Raw genomic sequence first — 19,444 nt, 5'->3', positions numbered from 1 at the left:
ATTTTATTCTGAATTAACTTTCTCTTTTAGAGGTAACACCAATCTTTTTTTATAAACAGTTAAACTTTATTTGAAATCCATATGAAGGAACTAGTGTATATTTTAATTATAATGCGTGTGTGAAACAGATTAATAGAAAAGCCGATTATCCTTTAGAGCATAGGAAATCGGCTTTTTCGTTGTGGAGTTTTACTTTGTGTACGAATTTCGCTATTGATTGATGTAATTCCTATGAAATTTAATAAATTTGGATATATTGAAGAAGTTAATCCATATCTCATGATGAATGGAAAATCAATGTTTGTTTCACTATAAAATAGAATAACATTTACTTATATAGGTTAATCATAAAAAAGAACTCCGTATTTCTTCAAACACACTTAATGTTTAAAAGGAGGATATTCATTTTGAGTACAGCAGAAAATACACTATCCATTTTTGCTTTAGGCGGCATAAATGAAATAGGAAAAAATATGTATGTTATCCAGTATGCAAATGACATTGTGATCATTGATTGTGGTTCAAAGTTTCCCGATGAAAGTTTATTAGGAATTGATTTGATTATTCCTGATATTACATACTTAAAGGAAAATCAAGATAAGATTCGGGCTTTAGTTGTTACACACGGACATGAAGATCATATTGGAGGTATTCCATATATATTAAAACAATTGAATGTACCAATTTATGCAACACGTTTAACGTTAGGTTTAATTGAAGTTAAATTAAAAGAACATAAACTTCAAAATGTAACAGATCTATTTGTAATTGACTCTGAATCGTTAATTGAACTTGGACAAATTAGTCTTACTTTTTTCAAAACGAATCATAGTATTCCGGACTGTCTTGGTATTGCTTTTCATACACCAGAAGGTACAGTAGTACATACAGGTGACTTCAAGTTTGATTTGACCCCTGTAAATAATCAATATCCAGATATCCATAAAATGGCCAAAATCGGAAGTAATGGTGTTTTAGCTTTACTCTCTGAAAGTACAAATGCGGAACGTTCTGGATTTACTCCGTCAGAACGAATTGTAGGTGAACATATTGAAGAAGCATTTCTCAAGGCCCGTAGAAAAGTTATTCTTTCCACTTTTGCTTCTAATGTTAATCGCGTACAGCAAGTAGTAGATGCTGCACGTAAAACAAATCGAAAACTCGCTTTGCTTGGAAGAAGTATGGTGAATGTAGTATCTGTTGCATTGGAGCGAGGATATTTGAATATTCCAGAGGGAATGCTGATAGAAGCACATGAAATCAACCAAATGGATCCAGAAAAGGTAACTATTCTTTGTACTGGTAGTCAAGGTGAGCCAATGGCTGCTTTAGCTCGTTTAGCTAGTGGAAACTATAGACAGGTAGATATCCTGCCTGAAGATACTGTTATTATAGCTGCAACCCCTATACCAGGAAATGAAAGAAATGTTTCGCGTATTGTAGATAATTTATTTTTATTAGGAGCTAATGTGATTTATGGAACGGGAAGTTCAACGGGTATGCACGTTTCTGGACATGCTTATAAAGAAGAACTAAAATTAATGCTTACTTTAATGAAACCCAAATACTTCATTCCTATTCATGGTGAATTTAGAATGTTACATCATCATCGTCTTTTAGCAGAGTCCGTTGGTGTTAAGAAAGATAATATTTTTGTTATGAATAATGGTGATGTTGTGGATATAAAAAACCAAGTTGCTTATCAATCTAGACGAATACCTGCAGGAGATGTATATGTAGACGGATTGGGTATTGGTGATGTTGGAAATATTATTTTACGTGACCGTAAACAGCTTGCAGAGGATGGTATGCTTGTCATAGTCATAACTCTTAGTAAAACAGATGGGAAAATGATTTCTGGTCCAGACACAATTTCTCGTGGATTTGTATATGTGCGCGATTCAGAAGATTTTTTAAAGAAAATTAATCAACTGGTTGTAACAATTGTTAATAATCCACAAAAAGCGAATATTAGCCAATGGAATGTTCTTAAAAAAAACATAAAAGAAACACTTGGACAATTTGTATATGAACATACAAAAAGAAAACCAATGATACTTCCTATAATAATTGAAGTTTAAAAAGAATACTTTTTTGTCTTACAGTAAGCATATATTTAAATTTGAATTAACAAGCTCCTTATTAAACTAAATCCATTTAGTTTAATAAGGAGAACTTTATAAATATCTATAGCTAATGTTGATAATTTATTTACATCTAACAAGTGAAAAATATCCTTTTGTGTAATGTGTTTGCAACGGTCTAGCTAATCAAACAAAGTTTCAACTATAAAAAAACCCCAATTGGAGGGGGTTTTTGGGAGGCGTTTTTACACAACGCTTAAAAATCAATGGATTCTCATATTGAATTTTAAATATTGAACCTTGATAGGAAAGTTAAATTATTTTTTTATAAAATATTTAATTTAACTAATAAAGCTAGTAAAATTTGAAGAAGGATTTGAATATTTACTGCTATATCAGTATCTGTAGTAGTTACTGAGACGTTTCGAGAATTTCTAATAATAGTGCGTTGTCTATTAACTTGTGTAATAGCTGATTTTTGAAAAAGTTCTTGTGCTATTTTATCAGCTTTTTCACTATCTGCAATGGATATACTTAAAATAACAGTAATTGCTGCTTGTAATGCTGCTTGAATCGATAGTGCTACTTTTGTATCTGTGGTAGTAACTTGAACGTCAGCGGAGTCAACAATCGAAATATATTCTTCAGACAATTGATACATTTTATTTTTTTGCTCAGCTTCTTCTGAGATTGTTGGATCGTAGAATGATGGATGAGGCTTTGAAGAATCTAGTGCGTTCCACTTTTTATCTTCGTTTGGATACCAAACTCCAGACATAAACTCTCTCCTTTTAGTCTAAAATGTTATTAATTTGATTTTGTAATTCAGTAAAGATTTTTTTGATTTGTGCTTTTTTCTTTTGGGGTAATTTTTTTAGAGATGAATCTGTTATACCATTTCTATTTAAAATATCTGAAAGTACTGTATTGAGTATTTCGTTCTTTTGATTTCCATTAAGTGTTGAAGAAATCATTTTTTTTAAATCATCCATTCCAATATCCCTCCAAATTGGGTTTAAATTATTAGTTAGTATTATCTAACTAGAATCATTATATGAAATAGAATAGATATGGTTTGGACAAGTATCATTTAAAAAAAGTTTCTACAATATTTTTTTAGTAAATAATAGATTACGTTGGTCTTAATAGCCGAACAAGATTATTTAAAAGTAAACGTAAAGTAACTCCAAAATATACAATAAAAGTTGATTTTGGAGTTATTTTTTGTTTACTTCATTTTTTTCGGTACTCTGCAACTAGATGGTAAATCTATTGACCACGGTAAGACTTTATCAATTTCTTCTTTATTGTTTAAATCGATATTGGATAGCGTTTCAAACAAATAACGAAGATAATGATAGGGACTTAAATTATTCTCTTTTGCGGTTTCACAGATTTTCTAATATCTGTGATAATCTAGAGTTTCTATTTGAAGCCATCTCTTTTTCCGCATCTCGTAACGACTTAAGATAAGTTGTTTTTAAGTTACAAAGCTTTCTAAATTATAGAGTTTTAATGAGCTCACTTCAATTTCATTCTTTATAGGATTTGCGCCTTTATTACTTAGATTAGGCTCAAAAAATCAGATATTAATTCTGTTTTACTTGCATAATTAACAACATAATAAAGGAAAGTAAAACAATTGAAAGAACCCATAGCCAGGCCATCTTCATATTTCCAGAATCAATAGCTAGATAAATCGCTGTTGGAACTGTCTGGGTCTTTCCTGGAATATTACCTGCAAACATTAATGTTGCGCCAAATTCACCGAGAATCCTGGCAAAACTTAAGATACTTCCTGAGACAATAGCCTTTAAAGATAAAGGGATAGAAATAAAGAAAAAGACTTGCCATTCATTAGCCCCACACACTCGAGCTGCATCTTCAATATCATGATCTATCCCTTGGAAACCATTCTTTGCTGATTGATACATAAGTGGGAAGGCTACAACAATCGACGCAAGAACAGCTGCCCACCATGTAAAAATAACAGGTTGCTTAAAAATCCATTCAATAACTTTTCCAAGTATACTTTGCTTACCAAAGATAATAATCAAAAAGAATCCCACAACAGTAGGAGGGAGAACTAAAGGAAGCATTAGGATAGTTTCTACTATTACTTTTCCTTTAAATGACTTTTGAGATAATACTCGCCCCACCACAGTTCCTAAAATAATAACAACGAGTCCAGATATGATGGCGATTTTAAAGGATAACTGCAGCGGTGTTAGGAATTCTTGAATCATTTAATCCCCTCAATTCGATGTAAAACCATATTTCTCTAAAGTCTTCATAGCATATTTACTTTGAAGAAACTTGTAAAACTCCTTCGCTTCCGTACGATGTTTCGTATCCTTAATGATACCAACAGGATAAATGATAGGTGTGTGAGTTTGTTTATCTGCTGTTGCTACAATGTTAACTTTATTCGAAGAAAGAGCATCTGTTTTATAAACGACTCCAGCATCTACATTTCCTGTTTCTACATATGAAAGAACCTGACGTACATCTTTTGCGTATACAACCTTTGATTCAATGCCCGTCCATATTTTCGTATTTTTAAACGACTCTTTTGCATACTGACCAGCGGGTACTGATTCAGGCGTCCCAATTGAAATCCTTTTAACTTCTTTTTTTGTTAAATCCCCAAAATTTTTCACACCAGAAGCTGTATCCTTAGGAACGACTAACACAAGCTCATTTCCAACTAAATCAACACCATCTTCTTTAGAAATTAATCCCTCCTTAACTAGCGCATCAAATTTATCTTTTGCAGCTGAAAAAAATAAATCTACTGGTGCTCCCTGTGCAATTTGTTGTTGCAATGCTCCGGAAGATCCAAAATTAAACTTTAACTTTATATTGGAATGATCTTTTTCAAACGTTTTTTGAAGTTCTATAAGAGCGTCTTGCAAGCTCGTAGCAGCAGATATAGTTAACTCTACTTTTTCTTTTTTCTCTCCAGTAACTTTTTGATTATTTGACTTACTGCTTGTATCTAAATTACCAGAACAACCAACAACGATCGCGACTGCAGCTACCAAAAAAAACACTGTTGTAAGTAACCTTTTGAATCCCTTTTTCATTTCTTTCACCTACTTTTAGTTATAACATGTCATATTAACTATATAAGATCTCACGATTAAACTAACCAAAGAAGTTTCTCTCAATAATTTTGGCATCAAATTGAAAAACAACGATTAATCCTAGATATAAAGCAAATAAATTCAAAAACCAATCTTTATTATTATTCCTCGTAGCCAGGCACTTAAATATTTCCTGAAATTGTTTTCGTTCATCTGAAGTAACAATAGGGCGTACTTCAAAATATTTCAAAACAAGATCAAATTTAAGATGAACGGCCAACGATAGCATATCTTTTAAAATCTCAATATACCATTCAATATCTTTTTCATTATAGAGTTTTACCAATTTATCATGTAGCTCAGGAACAAATGACTCTGCATCAATTCCTTTTGTCTCTATTGTATCTATCATCTTTTTGATATCCATGGGATTCACCCTTTCCGAAAAGCTAACTAAAGAAAACGCAAGTTAAATACTGCTGTTAATTCTATTGATTAACTTATAAGTAACATTAATTGTTCATTTCTTTTCTCCCGCTCTTCTTTAGATGCTAGGTCGTACTTTTTTAAAAGGTGAAATAGTTCATTTAATATTTGCTGTGAATGATTGCTCTTTAAAAATTCATGTAAGTCTTTAACCAAAAATTCGGATAAAAAGCATTGCTGAGTTTCAAGTTTATTGATTACATCTTCAGAAGAATGATCTACATTACACATTCCCATTAAAATCCCTCCTTATCTCTATCTCTTTTACAAGTTCTGTTCCTGCTCTTTTTCATTGCTTCTTTCATTAAAAAATCTATATACAAATCATCATCTTCTAGCTGAAAAACCTGATAATGCTTGAGTCCCTTACTTTCCAATTTCACATGACTTATTACACACCGGACATTAACTAGTGAATTAAGTAATGAAAGATCGTCCTCATCTCGGATTAAAACAACTTTGGGATAAGGATTTTTCTTATATCCCTCTACGAAAATGACATCTACAGAAAAAAAATGATATAACTTAATCATTTCCTCGAGATTCCAATTATCAAACTTAGCACGTAGCTGTAAGACCCCATCTCCTTCCACACTAGAAACTACAGCACCTGCTTCATGATGACGCATACTGTCTTTGGAGCTTAATTCATTATCTGGGGTTCCTCCATGACCATGATGTTTGATTGATGCAGCCTTTAATCCGTCTTTACTAGCTCTAAAAATTAATCTTTCCGTGAGCGTTGTTTTGCCACTGTTTTGGAATCCTACAATCTGCAGGATAGGACAATTTTTCCCCACAGTCATTCACTTCCTTATATTTCTGTTTTCGTTTTATCTTCATAAGAAATAATTACCAATCCCATTCATAAGAGACGAAGAGTTATTTTAGCTAACTAGAAGATTGGCATAAAGAAATTTCCTACTATTTTTATGCCAGCCTTTTAGTTAGCTGAAAAATTATCCTTTGTAGATAAGATCTTGAGCTAAAGATGTAAACATCTCCCCAACAAGCGAATCTTCGTCATATACGGACGAACCTTTATTTTCTTCAGGCTTTGCTAAAGGTATTTGTGCTATCACTTCTGTTTGCAGTTGTTCTGCTAACATTTCGCCGCCACCTTTCCCAAAGAGATAGTTCCTTGAACCATCTTGTTCCTCATAATATGCCATATTCTCAACGATACCTAAAATATCGTGTTTTGTATGCTTTGCCATTACCCCTACTCTGGAAGCAACAAACGAAGCTACATTATGAGGAGTAGTAACTATAATTTCCTTCGCATGAGGAATCATCGCAGCCACATCAATCGCAACATCTCCTGTACCAGGAGGCAAATCAAGAAGAAGATAATCTAATTCTCCCCAGTGAGTGTTGGCAAGGAAATTTTGAATCCATTTGTTTAGCATTGGTCCTCGCCACATAACTGGGTTATTACCCTCTGTAAAAAATCCCATTGACATGATTTTAACGCCGTGACTAACGACCGGAATCGCTGTCTGATCTATCATTGTTGGCTTTTGATTAGCTTCCATCATAGCTGGGATACTGAATCCATATATATCTGCATCTAAAATCCCAACCTTTTTCCCCATACGGGCTAAAGCAGTAGCAAGGTTAATTGTCACAGTTGATTTCCCTACTCCACCTTTTCCACTTGTCACAACAATAAAACGTACCCCTGAATCAGGTTGCAGCATACTAGGCATGCCGGTTTCCGTTCTAGAGTTTTTCTTTAAAGTCTGTGTTAATGCAGCTCGTTCTTCCGGTGTCATGGAGCCGAAGGCCAAAGAAACCTTAGAGGCCCCAATGTTTCGAAGAGAGTCTTCAATATCTTGTTGAATTTTTGCCTTTAAAGGACAACCTTGAATAGTTAAAACAACTTCAAGTTGAATCTGTGTACCATCTATTTGAATATTTCTTACCATGTTTAATTCCACAATACTTTTGTGCAACTCTGGATCTTGAACATGGTTTAGAGCATTCATAATTTGTTCATGAGTAAGCATAAATCTCAGTCCTTCTTATTTTTATTTGATAATTTTTAGTACAAATAAAGTGAAACTTCCATCAGTGGGGGTTTTCTTCATCCCCCGCTGATGGTTAGTTGAACCAATCAGGCTTTTACGAGCAGTTATCCCCCACCTATCTTCTTCGCTTCTCTCTCATTCTTGAGGTGGGGGTCTTACTGCCCATTAATGCGGGATAAAATTATCCGTTTATTCAACGCCTCATATTTAGTACCGGAGATGGATTAGTACATATTTCTTGCCTCCTGTCTTAATTTGTAAACAAAAAAACCACCATGAGTACCCGAACCTAATTAAATAGGCTTGTGTACTCATGGTGGAATAGATTACTAGCAATACTTACTAATATACCAATCCAACCATTTGTAACATAAATAAAAAGTGATAAAATGATAACAATTCATTATTACCATTCCATCTATTATAATCATAAGTATAGGGTTAACTTTAATAACAAACAACACCAATTAAAGATTTTGTCGAAAATGGCTTTCCTCGTTTATCCTTGAGTTGTTAATGTATGAAAAAAATCTCCGCTTTTACCACCCGTTTTTTGAACCAAATATGTTTCTTTAATGACCATTGTTTTATCAACGGCTTTACACATATCATAAAAGGTAAGAGCAGCGATGGAAACAGCGGTCAACGCCTCCATTTCTACCCCTGTTTTACCACTACATTTTACTGTAGCTTGTATAATTAAATCATATCCATTGATTTTCTTTTCATAATTGAACGTAAAGTCTGTTCCTTGTATTAATATGGGGTGACACATAGGAATTACATCAGCTGTTTTTTTAGCACCCATAATTCCAGCAACTTGTGCTACTTGAAGTGGATCGCCTTTTTTCAGTACTCCACTTTGAATAGCTTGAAATAATTCATCAGATAAAGAAATTGTACTCTGTGCAACAGCTGTCCGTATTGAAATATCCTTTTGAGAGATATCAACCATTTTGGGCCTCCCCTCTTCGTTCCAGTGCGAGAAATTACTCATGGTTTACCTCCTTAATGTACTGAGTTTATTATAAATGCCTTTGAAAGATGCGATATTTGAGACAAAATGACTTGATACTACTTCTATATCCGTTTTTTATCTATATTTAAGCCAGTCTTCCTGGCTATTAATGTTTGTAAATATATCATCGTTAGAAGAAAAAGGAACGTTCAACACGTGCATTTCTCTTAACAATAATCGAATCTTTTTTTTATTTTCAGCTATAAGCTGCTCCATTTTTCTAAGGCTTCGGCGATGATAAAACGCCAAAAGCGGATGTATAGTTTCATCAAACAACATTATCCTCCACTTACAGGAGGGATAAACGCAACTGTATCTTCATCTTTTACAATATCCTCGTCAATTGCAAATTCTTCGTTGATAGCCGTCATGACTTGATCCAAAGATTGTAAACGGTAGCTATCCTTGAGCCATTCTTTTAATTGATGAACCCTTATCTCTTTTTTTTCTATTATTAATAATTGGTCTGAGCCGACTTCCTCTCGCAAATTTGCGAACAATAAAATTGTAATCATCTTCTCACTCTTCCTTCTTTGGTTCCCCTTCCGGGTACGGCGTATTTTCGAGCTGATCTCCAATCCACATTGTTCCATCTTCCCAAAATTCTTTTTTCCAAATTGGGACGATTTGCTTAATTCGTTCAATTGCGTATTCATTCGCTTCGTAGGCCACTTTACGATGTGGCGACGAAACTGCAATTACAACTGCAATATCCATTATTTCTAGTCGTCCCACCCGGTGTGTAATTGCTATTTTTGCATCCGGCCACTTTTTCTTGATTTCTTCACCAATTTGAGTAAGCATTTTTACTGCCATTGATTCGTATGCTTGGTACTCTAGATGTAAAGTTCGTTTTCCTTTTGTCAATTCTCTTACTGTTCCAATAAAGGTTGTAATGGCACCTGCTTCTCTTCTTGCTACCTTATTCGTTACTTCTTCGACTAAAATAGGAGTATCTACAATTTCAAATAATACTTGTCCCATCAAAATTCCTCACTATCTCAATAAAGTGACACTTCCGTTAGTGGGGGTTTTCTTCATCCCCCACTGACAGTTAGTTGAACCAATCGGCCCGTTAATGCGGGATAAAAAAATGAATTCATTTTTTATCCTCTGCTAACTTGAATAGCTAATATCATTTCTTTTTTTCACAGCTCTTGTAATTTATTTTCCCATCAACATTATCTTCCCGTTGTTTTAAAACTCTGTTGTTTATAAGATGGAATAATATTACTCCAAGGCCATTCACTTCCTTGGTTATCTTCTAATAATAGAATATCTACAAACATCCCTTTTTTATATCCTCTTGTACCGCCTGGGAGTACGATAAAAGCGTTTGATTCTGCTAATGAAGAAACCGCACTAGACTTATCAAATCCTGATGGATAGACGATTAATTGTCCTTCGTTATATATGAGCTTTGCTCGTACAAATCTTGTAAATGGATTAGGTTTTAAAAAATTTTCTCCCAGTAATGCTTTTTCTCTTTTTAAATGTGGCTTTTCACTAAACATATAGTTACGAATGCTAGGTCTTACGAATAACTCAAAGCCTACATAACAAGCAGAGGGATTACCTGATAATCCAAATAATAATTTTTTATTTAATTGTGCTACGGTCGTGACGCTGCCCGGCCGCATTGCAACTTTGTTAAAAAGAACCGATGCCCCTAGTTTTTCGTAGATAGCTGGCAAGTAATCATAATCCCCTACCGAAACACCACCGGTTGTGATTAACATATCCACTTGACTTAATGCTTCTTTTACGGCTGTGAAGCACGTATCAAAATCGTCACTAAACTTCCCAAAGTATTTCACTCTTCCCCCTGCTCTTCGAATTTGGGACAATATCATGTACATATTACTATTTCGAATTTTACCGGGTTTTAGCGATTCATTTACATCAAGAAGCTCACTCCCAGTCGCTAATACTCCAATCATAGGTTTTTTAGCAACTGGCACTTCGCTGTAACCAAATGTAGCAAGGAGAGCTGAAATACCTGGATTAATGTAAACTCCTCTCTTCGCAAGAATCGTCCCTTTACGTGTATCTTCACCTTGAAAGGAAATATTTTCTCCTTTTTTGAATGAGCGTTTCACTTCCATATAGATTTTACCGACATCCTCATATTGACGGGTCAGTTCCAGCATCACAACCGCGTTACATCCTTCCGGAATTTGTGCCCCCGTCATGATTCGAACCGCTTGAAATGGCCCTACCTCTTGAGGAAATATGGAGCCTGCCCCAATTTCGCCGATTACTTCGAATATAGTTGGATTCTCATAACTTGCCCAGGCAGTATCTTCTGCTCTAATAGCAAATCCATCATAAGGTGAGCGATCGAAGGAGGGAACATCATGATCAGCTACTAAATCCTCGGCTAATATACGTCCGTAAGCTAATTCAAGTGATACCAGCTCTTTTAAACCATGGCTGGCAAATTCCATTACTTTATGGATGGCCTCTCCAATTGCAATCGGTATTCGTTTTTCTATCATTTTCCTCACTCCTTCTGTTACCCTAATAAACGATAGTATATTTTTTTCGCTTTTTGAATTTCATTTGTCCCGTGGATAAATACACGACCATCCTGAAACATGACCAAACGATAATCATCTAGTTGGCAAGATAACAAATACGGGTTCCGATCTACTTTCCCATGTTTTTTTAGTTGTTTTTCTAAATGGTCAAGATTGTAACGACTATTATGCGGCGGTCTAATTTGAACCGTATTTCTCCCACATAAAACAGCTGTCTTTGTTTGGTTTTCATAAGATAAATAAGGATAAGTTCTATGTGTTCCGCACGAAGGACAATTGTCCGTTTTAATTTTTTCTAGTTTGACAGAATGGTGTTGATTACTCCATATATCAAACATTAAAAAGGTGTTTCTAATTGCTGAAAAATCTTCCACTAGAATTTTGAATGCTTCCACTACTTGATACGCTGCCACCATTTGGACAGCTGGACTAATGATTCCAACTGTGTCACACGTCGCTCCTGTAACTGGAACACTTTTAAGTACACAATGTAAGCACGGTGTTTTCCTTGGAATAATGGTATAGCTCATGCCATATCCCCCCACACAAGAACCATAAATCCAGGGAATATCATATTTTTGTGATAGATCATTTATCACAAATCGAATATCAAAATTATCTGTTGCATCAATGATTATATCGACGTCGCCTAACAAAGCTTCCATATTCTCTATTCTTGCATCCATCACTAAAGCATCAATCTGTACCTCTGAATTGATTTGTTTTAAACGATTCTGAGCTGCAATTGCTTTTGGTAATTTTTCTGTTGCATCTTGTTCAACGTAAAGTTGTTGTCGCTGTAAATTACTCCATTCTACGTAATCACGATCAATGATCGTTAACTTTCCGATACCTGCACGAACCAACGCTTCTGCGCTTGCACTTCCTAATGCACCTGCCCCCACAATCAACACATGCTTATTTCTAATCTTCTCTTGTCCTTTACTCCCAATAGGAATGAACAACTGTTGTCGTGAATACCGCTCTATCATTAGAAAGCCTTCCTTTCTTTTAGATAATTCTTGTTCTAAAACACCCCATTAATTAAAAAAATCTGCTTCATATGAGGTTTTTTTTACTCTTTCTCTATATGGCTTTGTTTCTGATAACAAGAAAAGTAAGCAAATCCAACAAACCCAGCTCCACCAATTACATTTCCTATAAAAACAGGAACAAAATTCTCTGCAAGATCTATCCACGAAAGGTGACCCGCAAAAATAGCTGCTGAGATTACAAACATATTTGCTACCACTTGCTGAAATCCAATTACCACAAATGTCATAATAGGAATCCAAATTCCGATAATTTTCCCAACAAAATCGTTAGTTCCATGAGCCAACCAAATTGCAAGACAAACAAGCCAGTTACAACCGATTGCTGAAATTAATGTTTTCCCAAACGGTTCATGTAATTTCTCTTGGGCTATTTCTACTGTTTTATTTAAATATTCCCCCTCCGTCAATCCTCCAAGATGACCGAAAAAATAAGCTACGAAAAGTGCACCAACAAAATTACTTAAAGTTATCCAAATCCAATTATTTAACACACTTTTCAATGAGATTTTTCGTGCATACAGGGCCATAGACACTGACATCATGTTTCCCGTAATTAATTCTCCTCCTGCCAGGACAACGAGCATAAGCCCTATAGGAAAAACTGCTCCTCCCAAAAAATTTACTAGACTTCCCCATTGCTCCGGTAAATTACCAAGAACTCGAATATTAAGCAAAAACCCTAACGAAATGAATGCTCCTCCTAAAAAACCAAGAATAAGCATGGCGGATAGCGATTGCCTTACCTTTTGAACACCGGCTTCAATCACAAGCTCAGCGATTTTTTCCGGTTTATGAAATGCCATAACCAATTCCTCCATTTTTTCAAATAAAAAACAGCTTCAAGAAACCCTTAACATAGTAAGGATTTTTGAATGCTGTTTTAATCTCCCTGCACTTCTCTTACAGAGATATCAATCATCATTTTTACTATAAAATAGAAAATCTACAGGACTTGCACACTTTCCACTTCGTATATTCAAGCATTATCTGCTATAACAAAAAGAAGCTACTAATAACCTTTTTTCATAGTGTTTTGAAAGTCATCCTAACATATTATTTATTCCTCAACCACCAATATGCGACATTTCAATTTTTGGAAGTGTTTTTTTATTTGTATTGCTCAACCGTTCATCTGAATAGCGATCTGAACGATTATTCCAAATGTCACGAATAACATCGGTAATCTCCTCATCGGTATACCCAGAACGAAGCAATTCTCTAAGATCATTTCCTTTGGAAGTAAACAAACAAGTATATAGCTTTCCTTCCGCGGAAATACGAGCTCTTGTACATGATGAACAAAAAGAATCTGTTACAGATGAAATAATTCCTATTTCCTCATCGCTATCGATATAACGATAGCGAGTGGCGACTTCGCCGGGATAGTTTGCTTCAATTCGTTCAAGCGGCATAACTTTATTAATAGTTTCTAATATCTCTTGTTTAGAGATTACTTCGTCTAATTCCCAGCCGTTAAAATTCCCGACATCCATATATTCAATAAACCGAAGAATATGCTTATTCTCTTTAAAGTATTGCGCCATCTGAATGATGTCCTGTTCATTTTTTCCTTTTTGGACAACCATGTTCATTTTGATTTTCATCCCGACTTCCGCTGCAGCCTGTATTCCTCCAAGAACCGTTTTCACTTTACTTCTATTACCATTTAAATAAGCAAAACGCTCTTCTTCCAAAGAATCCAAACTAACTGTCACACGTGATAAACCCGCCTTATATAAATCACCAGCAAACTTCTTGAGTAAGGACCCATTTGTAGTTAAACCAATATCCTCTACTCCATCAATTTTGTTAAGTCGCTCGATTAGCTCAGGAAGGTTTTTCCGAAGTAAAGGCTCTCCCCCAGTAATACGCAACTTTCTTACACCTAAAGAAACGAAAATACGTGTTACCCTTTCAATTTCATCAAAAGATAAAATTTTATCATTAGGCAAAAAAGAATAGTCAGGACCAAATATTTCCTCTGGCATACAATATCGACAGCGAAAATTACAGCGATCGGTAACAGAGATACGCAAATCCCTTAAAGGACGGTGCAATTTGTCCAATGTGACAGATTTCATGTTTATTGCCTCACTTCTGCATATTTTGTGATTCCGTACAAATTTTATTTAAAACACCTATTGTATATTACTCAACAAACGGTCGGCCGACGTGCTGACCAGTTTGCATTTATTTAATATTTACAACCCGCTCTGGGTGAGTATATACATTTAAAGATTCATTACGAATAAAACCTACTGTAGTAATCCCTAATTGTTCTGCTAGCTGCAATGCTAACTCAGTTGGAGCGGATTTTGACAATATTACTTCGCAGCCAATTTTCGCAACTTTTAATAGAATTTCAGATGATATACGGCCACTAAAAACAATAATTTTATCACTAATAGAAATGTTGTTTTTTAAACAATAGCCGAAAATTTTATCTAAAGCATTATGTCTTCCTATATCCATTCGGCTTAAAATAATTCCATTCACATCGCATAAGGCTGCATTATGAACCCCGCCTGTATGCTGAAAAGTAGCCGCAGATTGCTGCATATCATTCATTAATCGAAAACAATCCTGGGCAGAGATTGTTACGCGAATATCATTCATCTTCTTCGCGGTCAGTGCATCGTTTACGAAAACAAATCCTTGTCTACTCATTCCACAGCATGAAGTAATATAACGCTTATTTTGGATGTCACGATAATAAGGATTGATTTTTGTCGTTGTTACGTGTACATATCCTTCTTTATCCTGCACCCATATTTCATCAATGTCTTCATACTTTCGGATAATACCTTCAGATGCTAAAAAGCCTATCACCATATCTTCAATATACTCTGGAGTACTAACCATTGTAACAAACTCCTGTCCGTTAATTTTAACTGTAACTGGAAACTCTGTTACAATGCTGTCCTCTATATGTTTAAACTCCTCTTGCTCATAACGGAAAATTTCCCGTTCCACCTGTATCGATTTCACGATCAGTATCCTTCTCTCACGTTATATTTTTATCAAAGACAAACACTGAAACTGCAATATCTTCGTCCACTTTCATATCCGAAAACAGATGAACTAATTTCGCCCCAACAAGTTCCTCCAAACGTTCACGAGAATTAACTGCATAAACCTCCTGAATCATTTTCGTTCTAGCCATATGAACCATTTCCGCACCATCCATAGTTCCCGAAATGAATTTCTCAGTAGGTGTCAAATTTCCATAAAGTGTGGCAATAGCCATATTCTCAGCAAATACAGTATGAATTCGTTCCGGCCCTTTACCGAACAAATCCTTTCGAAGCTTTCGTATCATATCATTAAATTCATGTACCATTTTTGACATTCTCTCATTCCTCCCCAGTTAATCAATAATATTTTTTCGAATACTACTTCATCATACACATTTTAACAAAATGACCTTCTCGTCTAAATTATTCCACTCAAATAATTAGACGAAAAGGCTCATCTTTTAGAATTATTTCAAACATGCATACAACGTATGAAATAATATTATTGTTGCTTACCTATTCGTCTTTTAACCCTTTACCCATACCTTTTAAGAAATGAAGACCGAATCCGATAGCACGGTTAATATCTGGATCCTTAAGCACTTTCATAAGGTCCAGTATTCCTACTTTTTTATTACTTTGCAGATGTTGGTTTCCTTCATCCATACCTGTTAATACACTACTTACTAGTTTTTTAGTAAGTTCCGGATCAAGTTCTGTTAAAGCTCCTGCAGCGCCCATCATATTATTAATTAAATTCGTAACTGGTTCACGAGTGACTTGACCTAGAACAATTTTTGCAATTGGTTCTTTCGCTTTAAGCATCGAATTTGCAGCTTCTAGCATCCCAATGTCATTCAGTTCACCTACAATATTAAACATTTGATTTAAAGCTTCTTCATTATTAGCTAGAAGTGCTTTTAAATCTTCTAGCTTTTGTTGTCGTTGTTCTTCCTCAGTTAGCTCCTGCTTTTGGATCGCTTTAATAGGTGCTGCCATATTCCTTTCTCCTCCCTAGTTATCCGTTAAGTGTACGTATCCTGGACGAGCCCACTTACGATTTACCTCAATCCCATTTTGAGGGTGACGCTTTTTGTTACGTGGATTCGCTTTTGGCATCGGATTTTCACCTTCTACTTGTAACACTTCCATACGAACCTTCGTTTGTTTATATGCAGGTGTATTCGTACGTTGATCGACCGCAGGACCAGTTAAGAAATTAATCGCCGATTCTTTGTCCGTCGAGTTCATCGGTAAATAAAGCTCATTTGCTTTTACACGATCCGTTACAAGCGCACGTAATTTAAGTGCTCCAAAAGGAGAAACAAGGCGCACTAACGAACCAGTTTTAACTCCACGTTCTTGTGCAAGTTCTGGAGAAACTTCAACGAAGACACCAGGCACTTTAGCTTGAATACCAGTTGATTTATTTGTCATGTTACCTTCATGGAAATGTTCAAGCATACGACCATTATTAATGTGAAGATCATATTCCTCTGGGAATTCAGCAGGACGTACCCAGTCAGCTATGGCGAAACGAGCTTTTTTATCTGGGAAGTTAAATCCATCTTGGAAAAGAAGCGGCGTATTCGTTCCGTCAAAGCTTCCCCAATGGAAACTGTTCCAACCTTTAAGCACTTCATAGTTTGCTTTTGCGAAAAGTGGCGATAAACTTGCCATTTCAGCAAAGATTTCACTTGGATGACTATAGTTCCAGTTTGCACCTAATTTATTTGCAATCGCTTGTACGATCCACCAGTCTGGTTTCGCATCTCCGAGCGTAGGAAGTACTTGATATAGTCTTTGTACACGACGTTCTGTATTTGTAAAAGTACCTTCTTTTTCAAGAGATGGCGCCGCTGGTAACACTACATCGGCATATTGAGCAGTTTTAGAAAGGAATACATCTTGAACGACAAAGAAATCAAGGCTTGATAGAACTTCATGTACATGATTTGCGTTAGAGTCTACAAGAGCCATATCCTCTCCAACAAGATACATTGCTTTCATTTTTCCTTCTTCAATTGCGTGAAGCATTTGAATGTTGTTAAGACCTGGTTTGTTATCAATTTTCACCCCGTAAGCTTGTTCAAATTTCGCACGTTCTACATCGTCGGTAACGTGCTGATATCCTGGAAGCCAGCCTGGGAGAGTTCCCATATCACAAGCACCTTGTACGTTGTTATGACCTCGAAGCGGATATGCACCAGCACCTGGGCGACGATAATTTCCTGTTGCAAGAAGTAAATTTGAAATCGCAGCGGAAGTATCTGAACCACCCGTATTTTGAGTTACCCCCATTCCCCAAAGAATACAAGTACCATCTGCATCACGAATCATTTCGGCCATTTGAACGAGAGTTTCTTTTGAAATGCCTGTAATCTCTTCTGCATATTCAAGCGTATACTCTGCAAGACTATCTTTGAAATCTTCAAAGAAGTTTACATTCTCGTCGATGAACTGTTGATCATGCCAACCTTGGTCAATCATATATTTCGTAACAGCCATTAACCATACTTGGTCTGTTCCTTGCTTTGGACTAATAAAGATATCTGAACGCTCTGCCATTTCGGTTTTACGAAGATCTGCAACAATTAATTTTTGACCGTGAAGTTTATGCGCACGTTTCACACGAGTCGCTAATACCGGGTGACCTTCTGTTGGGTTACAACCAACGATAATAACAAGACCTGATTGCGCAATATCTTTAATCGTTCCCGCATCTCCGCCCATACCAATTGTACGGAACAATCCATCTGTTGCTGGTGATTGACAATAACGAGAGCAGTTATCAACATTGTTTGTTTCAAACACTTGTCGAGCTAATTTTTGAATGACATAGTTGTCTTCATTCGTAATTTTAGAAGAAGAAATAAAGCCTACAGATCCTTTACCGTATTGTTCTTTAATGGATCCTAATTTATTTGCCACTAAATCAAGCGCTTCTTCCCAAGTTGATTCAACAAATGTTCCATGTTTACGAATTAAAGGCTTAGTGAGTCGTTCTTCAGAATTTACGAAATCCCAACCAAATTTCCCTTTTACGCAAGTAGAAATTGCATTAACTGGTGCCTCAGAAGTTGGTTGTACTTTAAGAATTTTACGTCCCTTCGTCCACACTTCAAATGAGCATCCTACACCACAAAACGTACATACTGTTTTCGTCTTCTTTGTACGAGTTTCGCGCATGGCAGCTTCTACTTCTGATATAGCGAAAATACCGCTGTATCCAGGTTCAACTTCTTTTATAAGATCAACCATCGGCTCAAGAATGTCCGGCTTCAGCCCAGTCATAAATCCAGCTTCACCAAGCATCGATTTTTCCATCAAAGCATTACAAGGACAAATAGTTACACATTGACCGCAGCTTACACATGAAGAATCATTAATAGCCGCTCCATCATCCCAAATAACACGAGGACGCTCTGCCTCCCAATCAATAGATAACGTTTCATTTACTTGCAAGTTTTGACAAACCTCTACACATTGACCACACGCGATACACTGATTAGGGTCATAGCGATAAAATGGATGTGACATGTCAACCTCACTCACATCTACTTTTGGTTTGTAAGGATATTTTTGATGCTCAATTTCCATTAATTCTGCCGTATTATGCAATTTACAGTTCCCATTATTGTTGTCACAGACCGTACAATAAAGTAAATGGTTTTCCAATAAGCGGTCCATCGCCTCAGTTTGTGCTGCCTTCGCACTAATAGAGGACAACTCAATATTCATACCGTTCGTTGCTACTGTTGAGCAGGATCGCACAAGTTTTCCATCAATTTCTACAATACAAGTATCACACGTTTGGATAGGATCCACTTCAGGCACGTGACAGATTTGTGGATGTTCAATCCCGTTTTGATTAATGATATCCAATATAGTTGAACCGGGCTCAGCACTATATTCTTTGCCGTCAATTGTAATATGAACCATGCTGTCGTTCATGGTCTTTCCCCCTTTTTGAGAATAAAAAAACTCCACCACGAAAATATACGCACCGAATTAATAGGTACGCTATCATCATGGTGGAGTAGTTCATTAGCACATCTTGCTAAAATACCAATCCATTTATTTGTAAATAAAATGATAGATTCATAACAGGTCATATCACGATTCCATCTT

At 35.8% G+C, this 19,444-nt stretch carries 21 protein-coding genes and 2 pseudogenes; 1 reads left to right on the top strand and 22 read right to left on the bottom strand.

The genetic code is table 11. From position 1 onward, the window contains the following. Positions 1 to 383 precede the first annotated feature (383 nt). The gene (locus LRP84_RS02140; RefSeq protein ID WP_437438755.1) at positions 384 to 2,081 is read left to right on the top strand and encodes a ribonuclease J; all 1,698 of its coding nucleotides are present in this window, start codon (positions 384 to 386) and stop codon (positions 2,079 to 2,081) included. Between the two features lie 328 nt (positions 2,082 to 2,409). On the opposite strand, the gene LRP84_RS02135 is transcribed toward LRP84_RS02140, so the two are convergent. The 22 genes and pseudogenes from LRP84_RS02135 to LRP84_RS02030 form a co-directional block, all read right to left on the bottom strand. Next, positions 2,410 to 2,862, bottom strand: a complete 453-nt coding sequence (locus LRP84_RS02135; protein WP_230573557.1) for a spore coat protein — start codon at positions 2,860 to 2,862, stop codon at positions 2,410 to 2,412. 13 nt (positions 2,863 to 2,875) lie between these two features. Beyond that, positions 2,876 to 3,076, bottom strand: coding sequence for a spore coat protein (locus LRP84_RS02130; RefSeq protein WP_230573556.1), 201 nt, complete (start codon positions 3,074 to 3,076; stop codon positions 2,876 to 2,878). 225 nt (positions 3,077 to 3,301) lie between these two features. Continuing rightward, positions 3,302 to 3,480: pseudogene (locus LRP84_RS02125) on the bottom strand (transposase domain-containing protein); the annotation flags it as partial. A 193-nt stretch (positions 3,481 to 3,673) separates the two neighbouring features. Next, on the bottom strand, positions 3,674 to 4,330 hold the full coding sequence (gene modB, locus LRP84_RS02120) for a molybdate ABC transporter permease subunit (protein ID WP_230573554.1): 657 nt from the start codon (positions 4,328 to 4,330) through the stop codon (positions 3,674 to 3,676). A gap of 9 nt (positions 4,331 to 4,339) precedes the next feature. Continuing rightward, the gene (modA, locus tag LRP84_RS02115) at positions 4,340 to 5,170 is read right to left on the bottom strand and encodes a molybdate ABC transporter substrate-binding protein (RefSeq protein WP_230573553.1); all 831 of its coding nucleotides are present in this window, start codon (positions 5,168 to 5,170) and stop codon (positions 4,340 to 4,342) included. 61 nt (positions 5,171 to 5,231) lie between these two features. Beyond that, positions 5,232 to 5,597, bottom strand: a complete 366-nt coding sequence (locus tag LRP84_RS02110; RefSeq protein ID WP_230573552.1) for a hypothetical protein — start codon at positions 5,595 to 5,597, stop codon at positions 5,232 to 5,234. Positions 5,598 to 5,665: 68 nt separating this feature from the next. Continuing rightward, positions 5,666 to 5,887: a group-specific protein gene (locus tag LRP84_RS02105; protein WP_098309761.1), complete on the bottom strand. Its 222-nt coding sequence runs from the start codon at positions 5,885 to 5,887 to the stop codon at positions 5,666 to 5,668. Positions 5,888 to 5,892: 5 nt separating this feature from the next. Beyond that, complete coding sequence (gene mobB, locus LRP84_RS02100; RefSeq protein ID WP_230573550.1) at positions 5,893 to 6,462, bottom strand: molybdopterin-guanine dinucleotide biosynthesis protein B; 570 nt, start codon at positions 6,460 to 6,462, stop codon at positions 5,893 to 5,895. A 153-nt stretch (positions 6,463 to 6,615) separates the two neighbouring features. Then, complete coding sequence (locus LRP84_RS02095) at positions 6,616 to 7,665, bottom strand: P-loop NTPase (RefSeq protein ID WP_230573549.1); 1,050 nt, start codon at positions 7,663 to 7,665, stop codon at positions 6,616 to 6,618. 520 nt (positions 7,666 to 8,185) lie between these two features. Beyond that, entirely contained in the window at positions 8,186 to 8,683 is a 498-nt protein-coding gene (gene moaC, locus LRP84_RS02090; RefSeq protein WP_230573548.1) for a cyclic pyranopterin monophosphate synthase MoaC, read from the bottom strand. Between the two features lie 96 nt (positions 8,684 to 8,779). Beyond that, positions 8,780 to 8,980, bottom strand: a complete 201-nt coding sequence (mobA, locus tag LRP84_RS02085) for a molybdenum cofactor guanylyltransferase (protein ID WP_230573547.1) — start codon at positions 8,978 to 8,980, stop codon at positions 8,780 to 8,782. A 2-nt stretch (positions 8,981 to 8,982) separates the two neighbouring features. Continuing rightward, the gene (gene moaD / locus LRP84_RS02080) at positions 8,983 to 9,219 is read right to left on the bottom strand and encodes a molybdopterin converting factor subunit 1 (RefSeq protein WP_230573546.1); all 237 of its coding nucleotides are present in this window, start codon (positions 9,217 to 9,219) and stop codon (positions 8,983 to 8,985) included. Between the two features lie 4 nt (positions 9,220 to 9,223). Continuing rightward, the gene (locus LRP84_RS02075) at positions 9,224 to 9,688 is read right to left on the bottom strand and encodes a molybdenum cofactor biosynthesis protein MoaE (protein WP_098309756.1); all 465 of its coding nucleotides are present in this window, start codon (positions 9,686 to 9,688) and stop codon (positions 9,224 to 9,226) included. A 197-nt stretch (positions 9,689 to 9,885) separates the two neighbouring features. Then, positions 9,886 to 11,199, bottom strand: coding sequence for a molybdopterin molybdotransferase MoeA (locus tag LRP84_RS02070; protein ID WP_302850563.1), 1,314 nt, complete (start codon positions 11,197 to 11,199; stop codon positions 9,886 to 9,888). 20 nt (positions 11,200 to 11,219) lie between these two features. Continuing rightward, positions 11,220 to 12,236, bottom strand: a complete 1,017-nt coding sequence (locus tag LRP84_RS02065; protein WP_230573544.1) for a molybdopterin-synthase adenylyltransferase MoeB — start codon at positions 12,234 to 12,236, stop codon at positions 11,220 to 11,222. Positions 12,237 to 12,319: 83 nt separating this feature from the next. Beyond that, a complete protein-coding gene (locus LRP84_RS02060) occupies positions 12,320 to 13,102 on the bottom strand; it encodes a formate channel (protein ID WP_302850559.1) in 783 nt (260 codons plus the stop codon). A 261-nt stretch (positions 13,103 to 13,363) separates the two neighbouring features. Continuing rightward, positions 13,364 to 14,380: a GTP 3',8-cyclase MoaA gene (moaA, locus tag LRP84_RS02055; RefSeq protein WP_230573542.1), complete on the bottom strand. Its 1,017-nt coding sequence runs from the start codon at positions 14,378 to 14,380 to the stop codon at positions 13,364 to 13,366. 109 nt (positions 14,381 to 14,489) lie between these two features. After that, positions 14,490 to 15,287, bottom strand: coding sequence for a formate dehydrogenase accessory sulfurtransferase FdhD (gene fdhD, locus LRP84_RS02050; protein ID WP_230573541.1), 798 nt, complete (start codon positions 15,285 to 15,287; stop codon positions 14,490 to 14,492). 16 nt (positions 15,288 to 15,303) lie between these two features. Then, on the bottom strand, positions 15,304 to 15,648 hold the full coding sequence (locus LRP84_RS02045; protein ID WP_230573540.1) for a Na-translocating system protein MpsC family protein: 345 nt from the start codon (positions 15,646 to 15,648) through the stop codon (positions 15,304 to 15,306). A gap of 181 nt (positions 15,649 to 15,829) precedes the next feature. Beyond that, on the bottom strand, positions 15,830 to 16,312 hold the full coding sequence (locus LRP84_RS02040) for a helical membrane plugin domain-containing protein (RefSeq protein WP_230573539.1): 483 nt from the start codon (positions 16,310 to 16,312) through the stop codon (positions 15,830 to 15,832). A gap of 15 nt (positions 16,313 to 16,327) precedes the next feature. Next, positions 16,328 to 19,267, bottom strand: a complete 2,940-nt coding sequence (gene fdhF, locus LRP84_RS02035; RefSeq protein ID WP_230573538.1) for a formate dehydrogenase subunit alpha — start codon at positions 19,265 to 19,267, stop codon at positions 16,328 to 16,330. Next, positions 19,236 to 19,428: pseudogene (locus LRP84_RS02030) on the bottom strand (hypothetical protein). The gene fdhF and the pseudogene LRP84_RS02030 overlap by 32 nt, the downstream one beginning before the upstream one ends. Positions 19,429 to 19,444: the final 16 nt, after the last annotated feature.

The sequence above is a fragment of the Bacillus rhizoplanae genome, assembly GCF_917563915.1.
GTDB lineage: Bacteria > Bacillota > Bacilli > Bacillales > Bacillaceae_G > Bacillus_A > Bacillus_A rhizoplanae.
The sequence above is the reverse complement of the archived record's forward strand: the minus strand, read 5'-3'. Positions and strand labels throughout refer to the sequence as shown.

Coding starts and splice junctions, on each gene's coding strand:
- LRP84_RS02140 (WP_437438755.1), top strand. CDS start 384: ATGTTTAAAAGGAGGATATTCATTTTGAGTACAGCAGAAAATACACTA.
- LRP84_RS02135 (WP_230573557.1), bottom strand. CDS start 2,862: ATGTCTGGAGTTTGGTATCCAAACGAAGATAAAAAGTGGAACGCACTA.
- LRP84_RS02130 (WP_230573556.1), bottom strand. CDS start 3,076: ATGGATGATTTAAAAAAAATGATTTCTTCAACACTTAATGGAAATCAA.
- modB (WP_230573554.1), bottom strand. CDS start 4,330: ATGATTCAAGAATTCCTAACACCGCTGCAGTTATCCTTTAAAATCGCC.
- modA (WP_230573553.1), bottom strand. CDS start 5,170: ATGAAAAAGGGATTCAAAAGGTTACTTACAACAGTGTTTTTTTTGGTA.
- LRP84_RS02110 (WP_230573552.1), bottom strand. CDS start 5,597: ATGGATATCAAAAAGATGATAGATACAATAGAGACAAAAGGAATTGAT.
- LRP84_RS02105 (WP_098309761.1), bottom strand. CDS start 5,887: ATGTGTAATGTAGATCATTCTTCTGAAGATGTAATCAATAAACTTGAA.
- mobB (WP_230573550.1), bottom strand. CDS start 6,462: ATGACTGTGGGGAAAAATTGTCCTATCCTGCAGATTGTAGGATTCCAA.
- LRP84_RS02095 (WP_230573549.1), bottom strand. CDS start 7,665: ATGCTTACTCATGAACAAATTATGAATGCTCTAAACCATGTTCAAGAT.
- moaC (WP_230573548.1), bottom strand. CDS start 8,683: ATGAGTAATTTCTCGCACTGGAACGAAGAGGGGAGGCCCAAAATGGTT.
- moaD (WP_230573546.1), bottom strand. CDS start 9,219: ATGATTACAATTTTATTGTTCGCAAATTTGCGAGAGGAAGTCGGCTCA.
- LRP84_RS02075 (WP_098309756.1), bottom strand. CDS start 9,688: ATGGGACAAGTATTATTTGAAATTGTAGATACTCCTATTTTAGTCGAA.
- LRP84_RS02065 (WP_230573544.1), bottom strand. CDS start 12,236: ATGATAGAGCGGTATTCACGACAACAGTTGTTCATTCCTATTGGGAGT.
- LRP84_RS02060 (WP_302850559.1), bottom strand. CDS start 13,102: ATGGCATTTCATAAACCGGAAAAAATCGCTGAGCTTGTGATTGAAGCC.
- moaA (WP_230573542.1), bottom strand. CDS start 14,380: ATGAAATCTGTCACATTGGACAAATTGCACCGTCCTTTAAGGGATTTG.
- LRP84_RS02045 (WP_230573540.1), bottom strand. CDS start 15,648: ATGTCAAAAATGGTACATGAATTTAATGATATGATACGAAAGCTTCGA.
- LRP84_RS02040 (WP_230573539.1), bottom strand. CDS start 16,312: ATGGCAGCACCTATTAAAGCGATCCAAAAGCAGGAGCTAACTGAGGAA.
- fdhF (WP_230573538.1), bottom strand. CDS start 19,267: ATGAACGACAGCATGGTTCATATTACAATTGACGGCAAAGAATATAGT.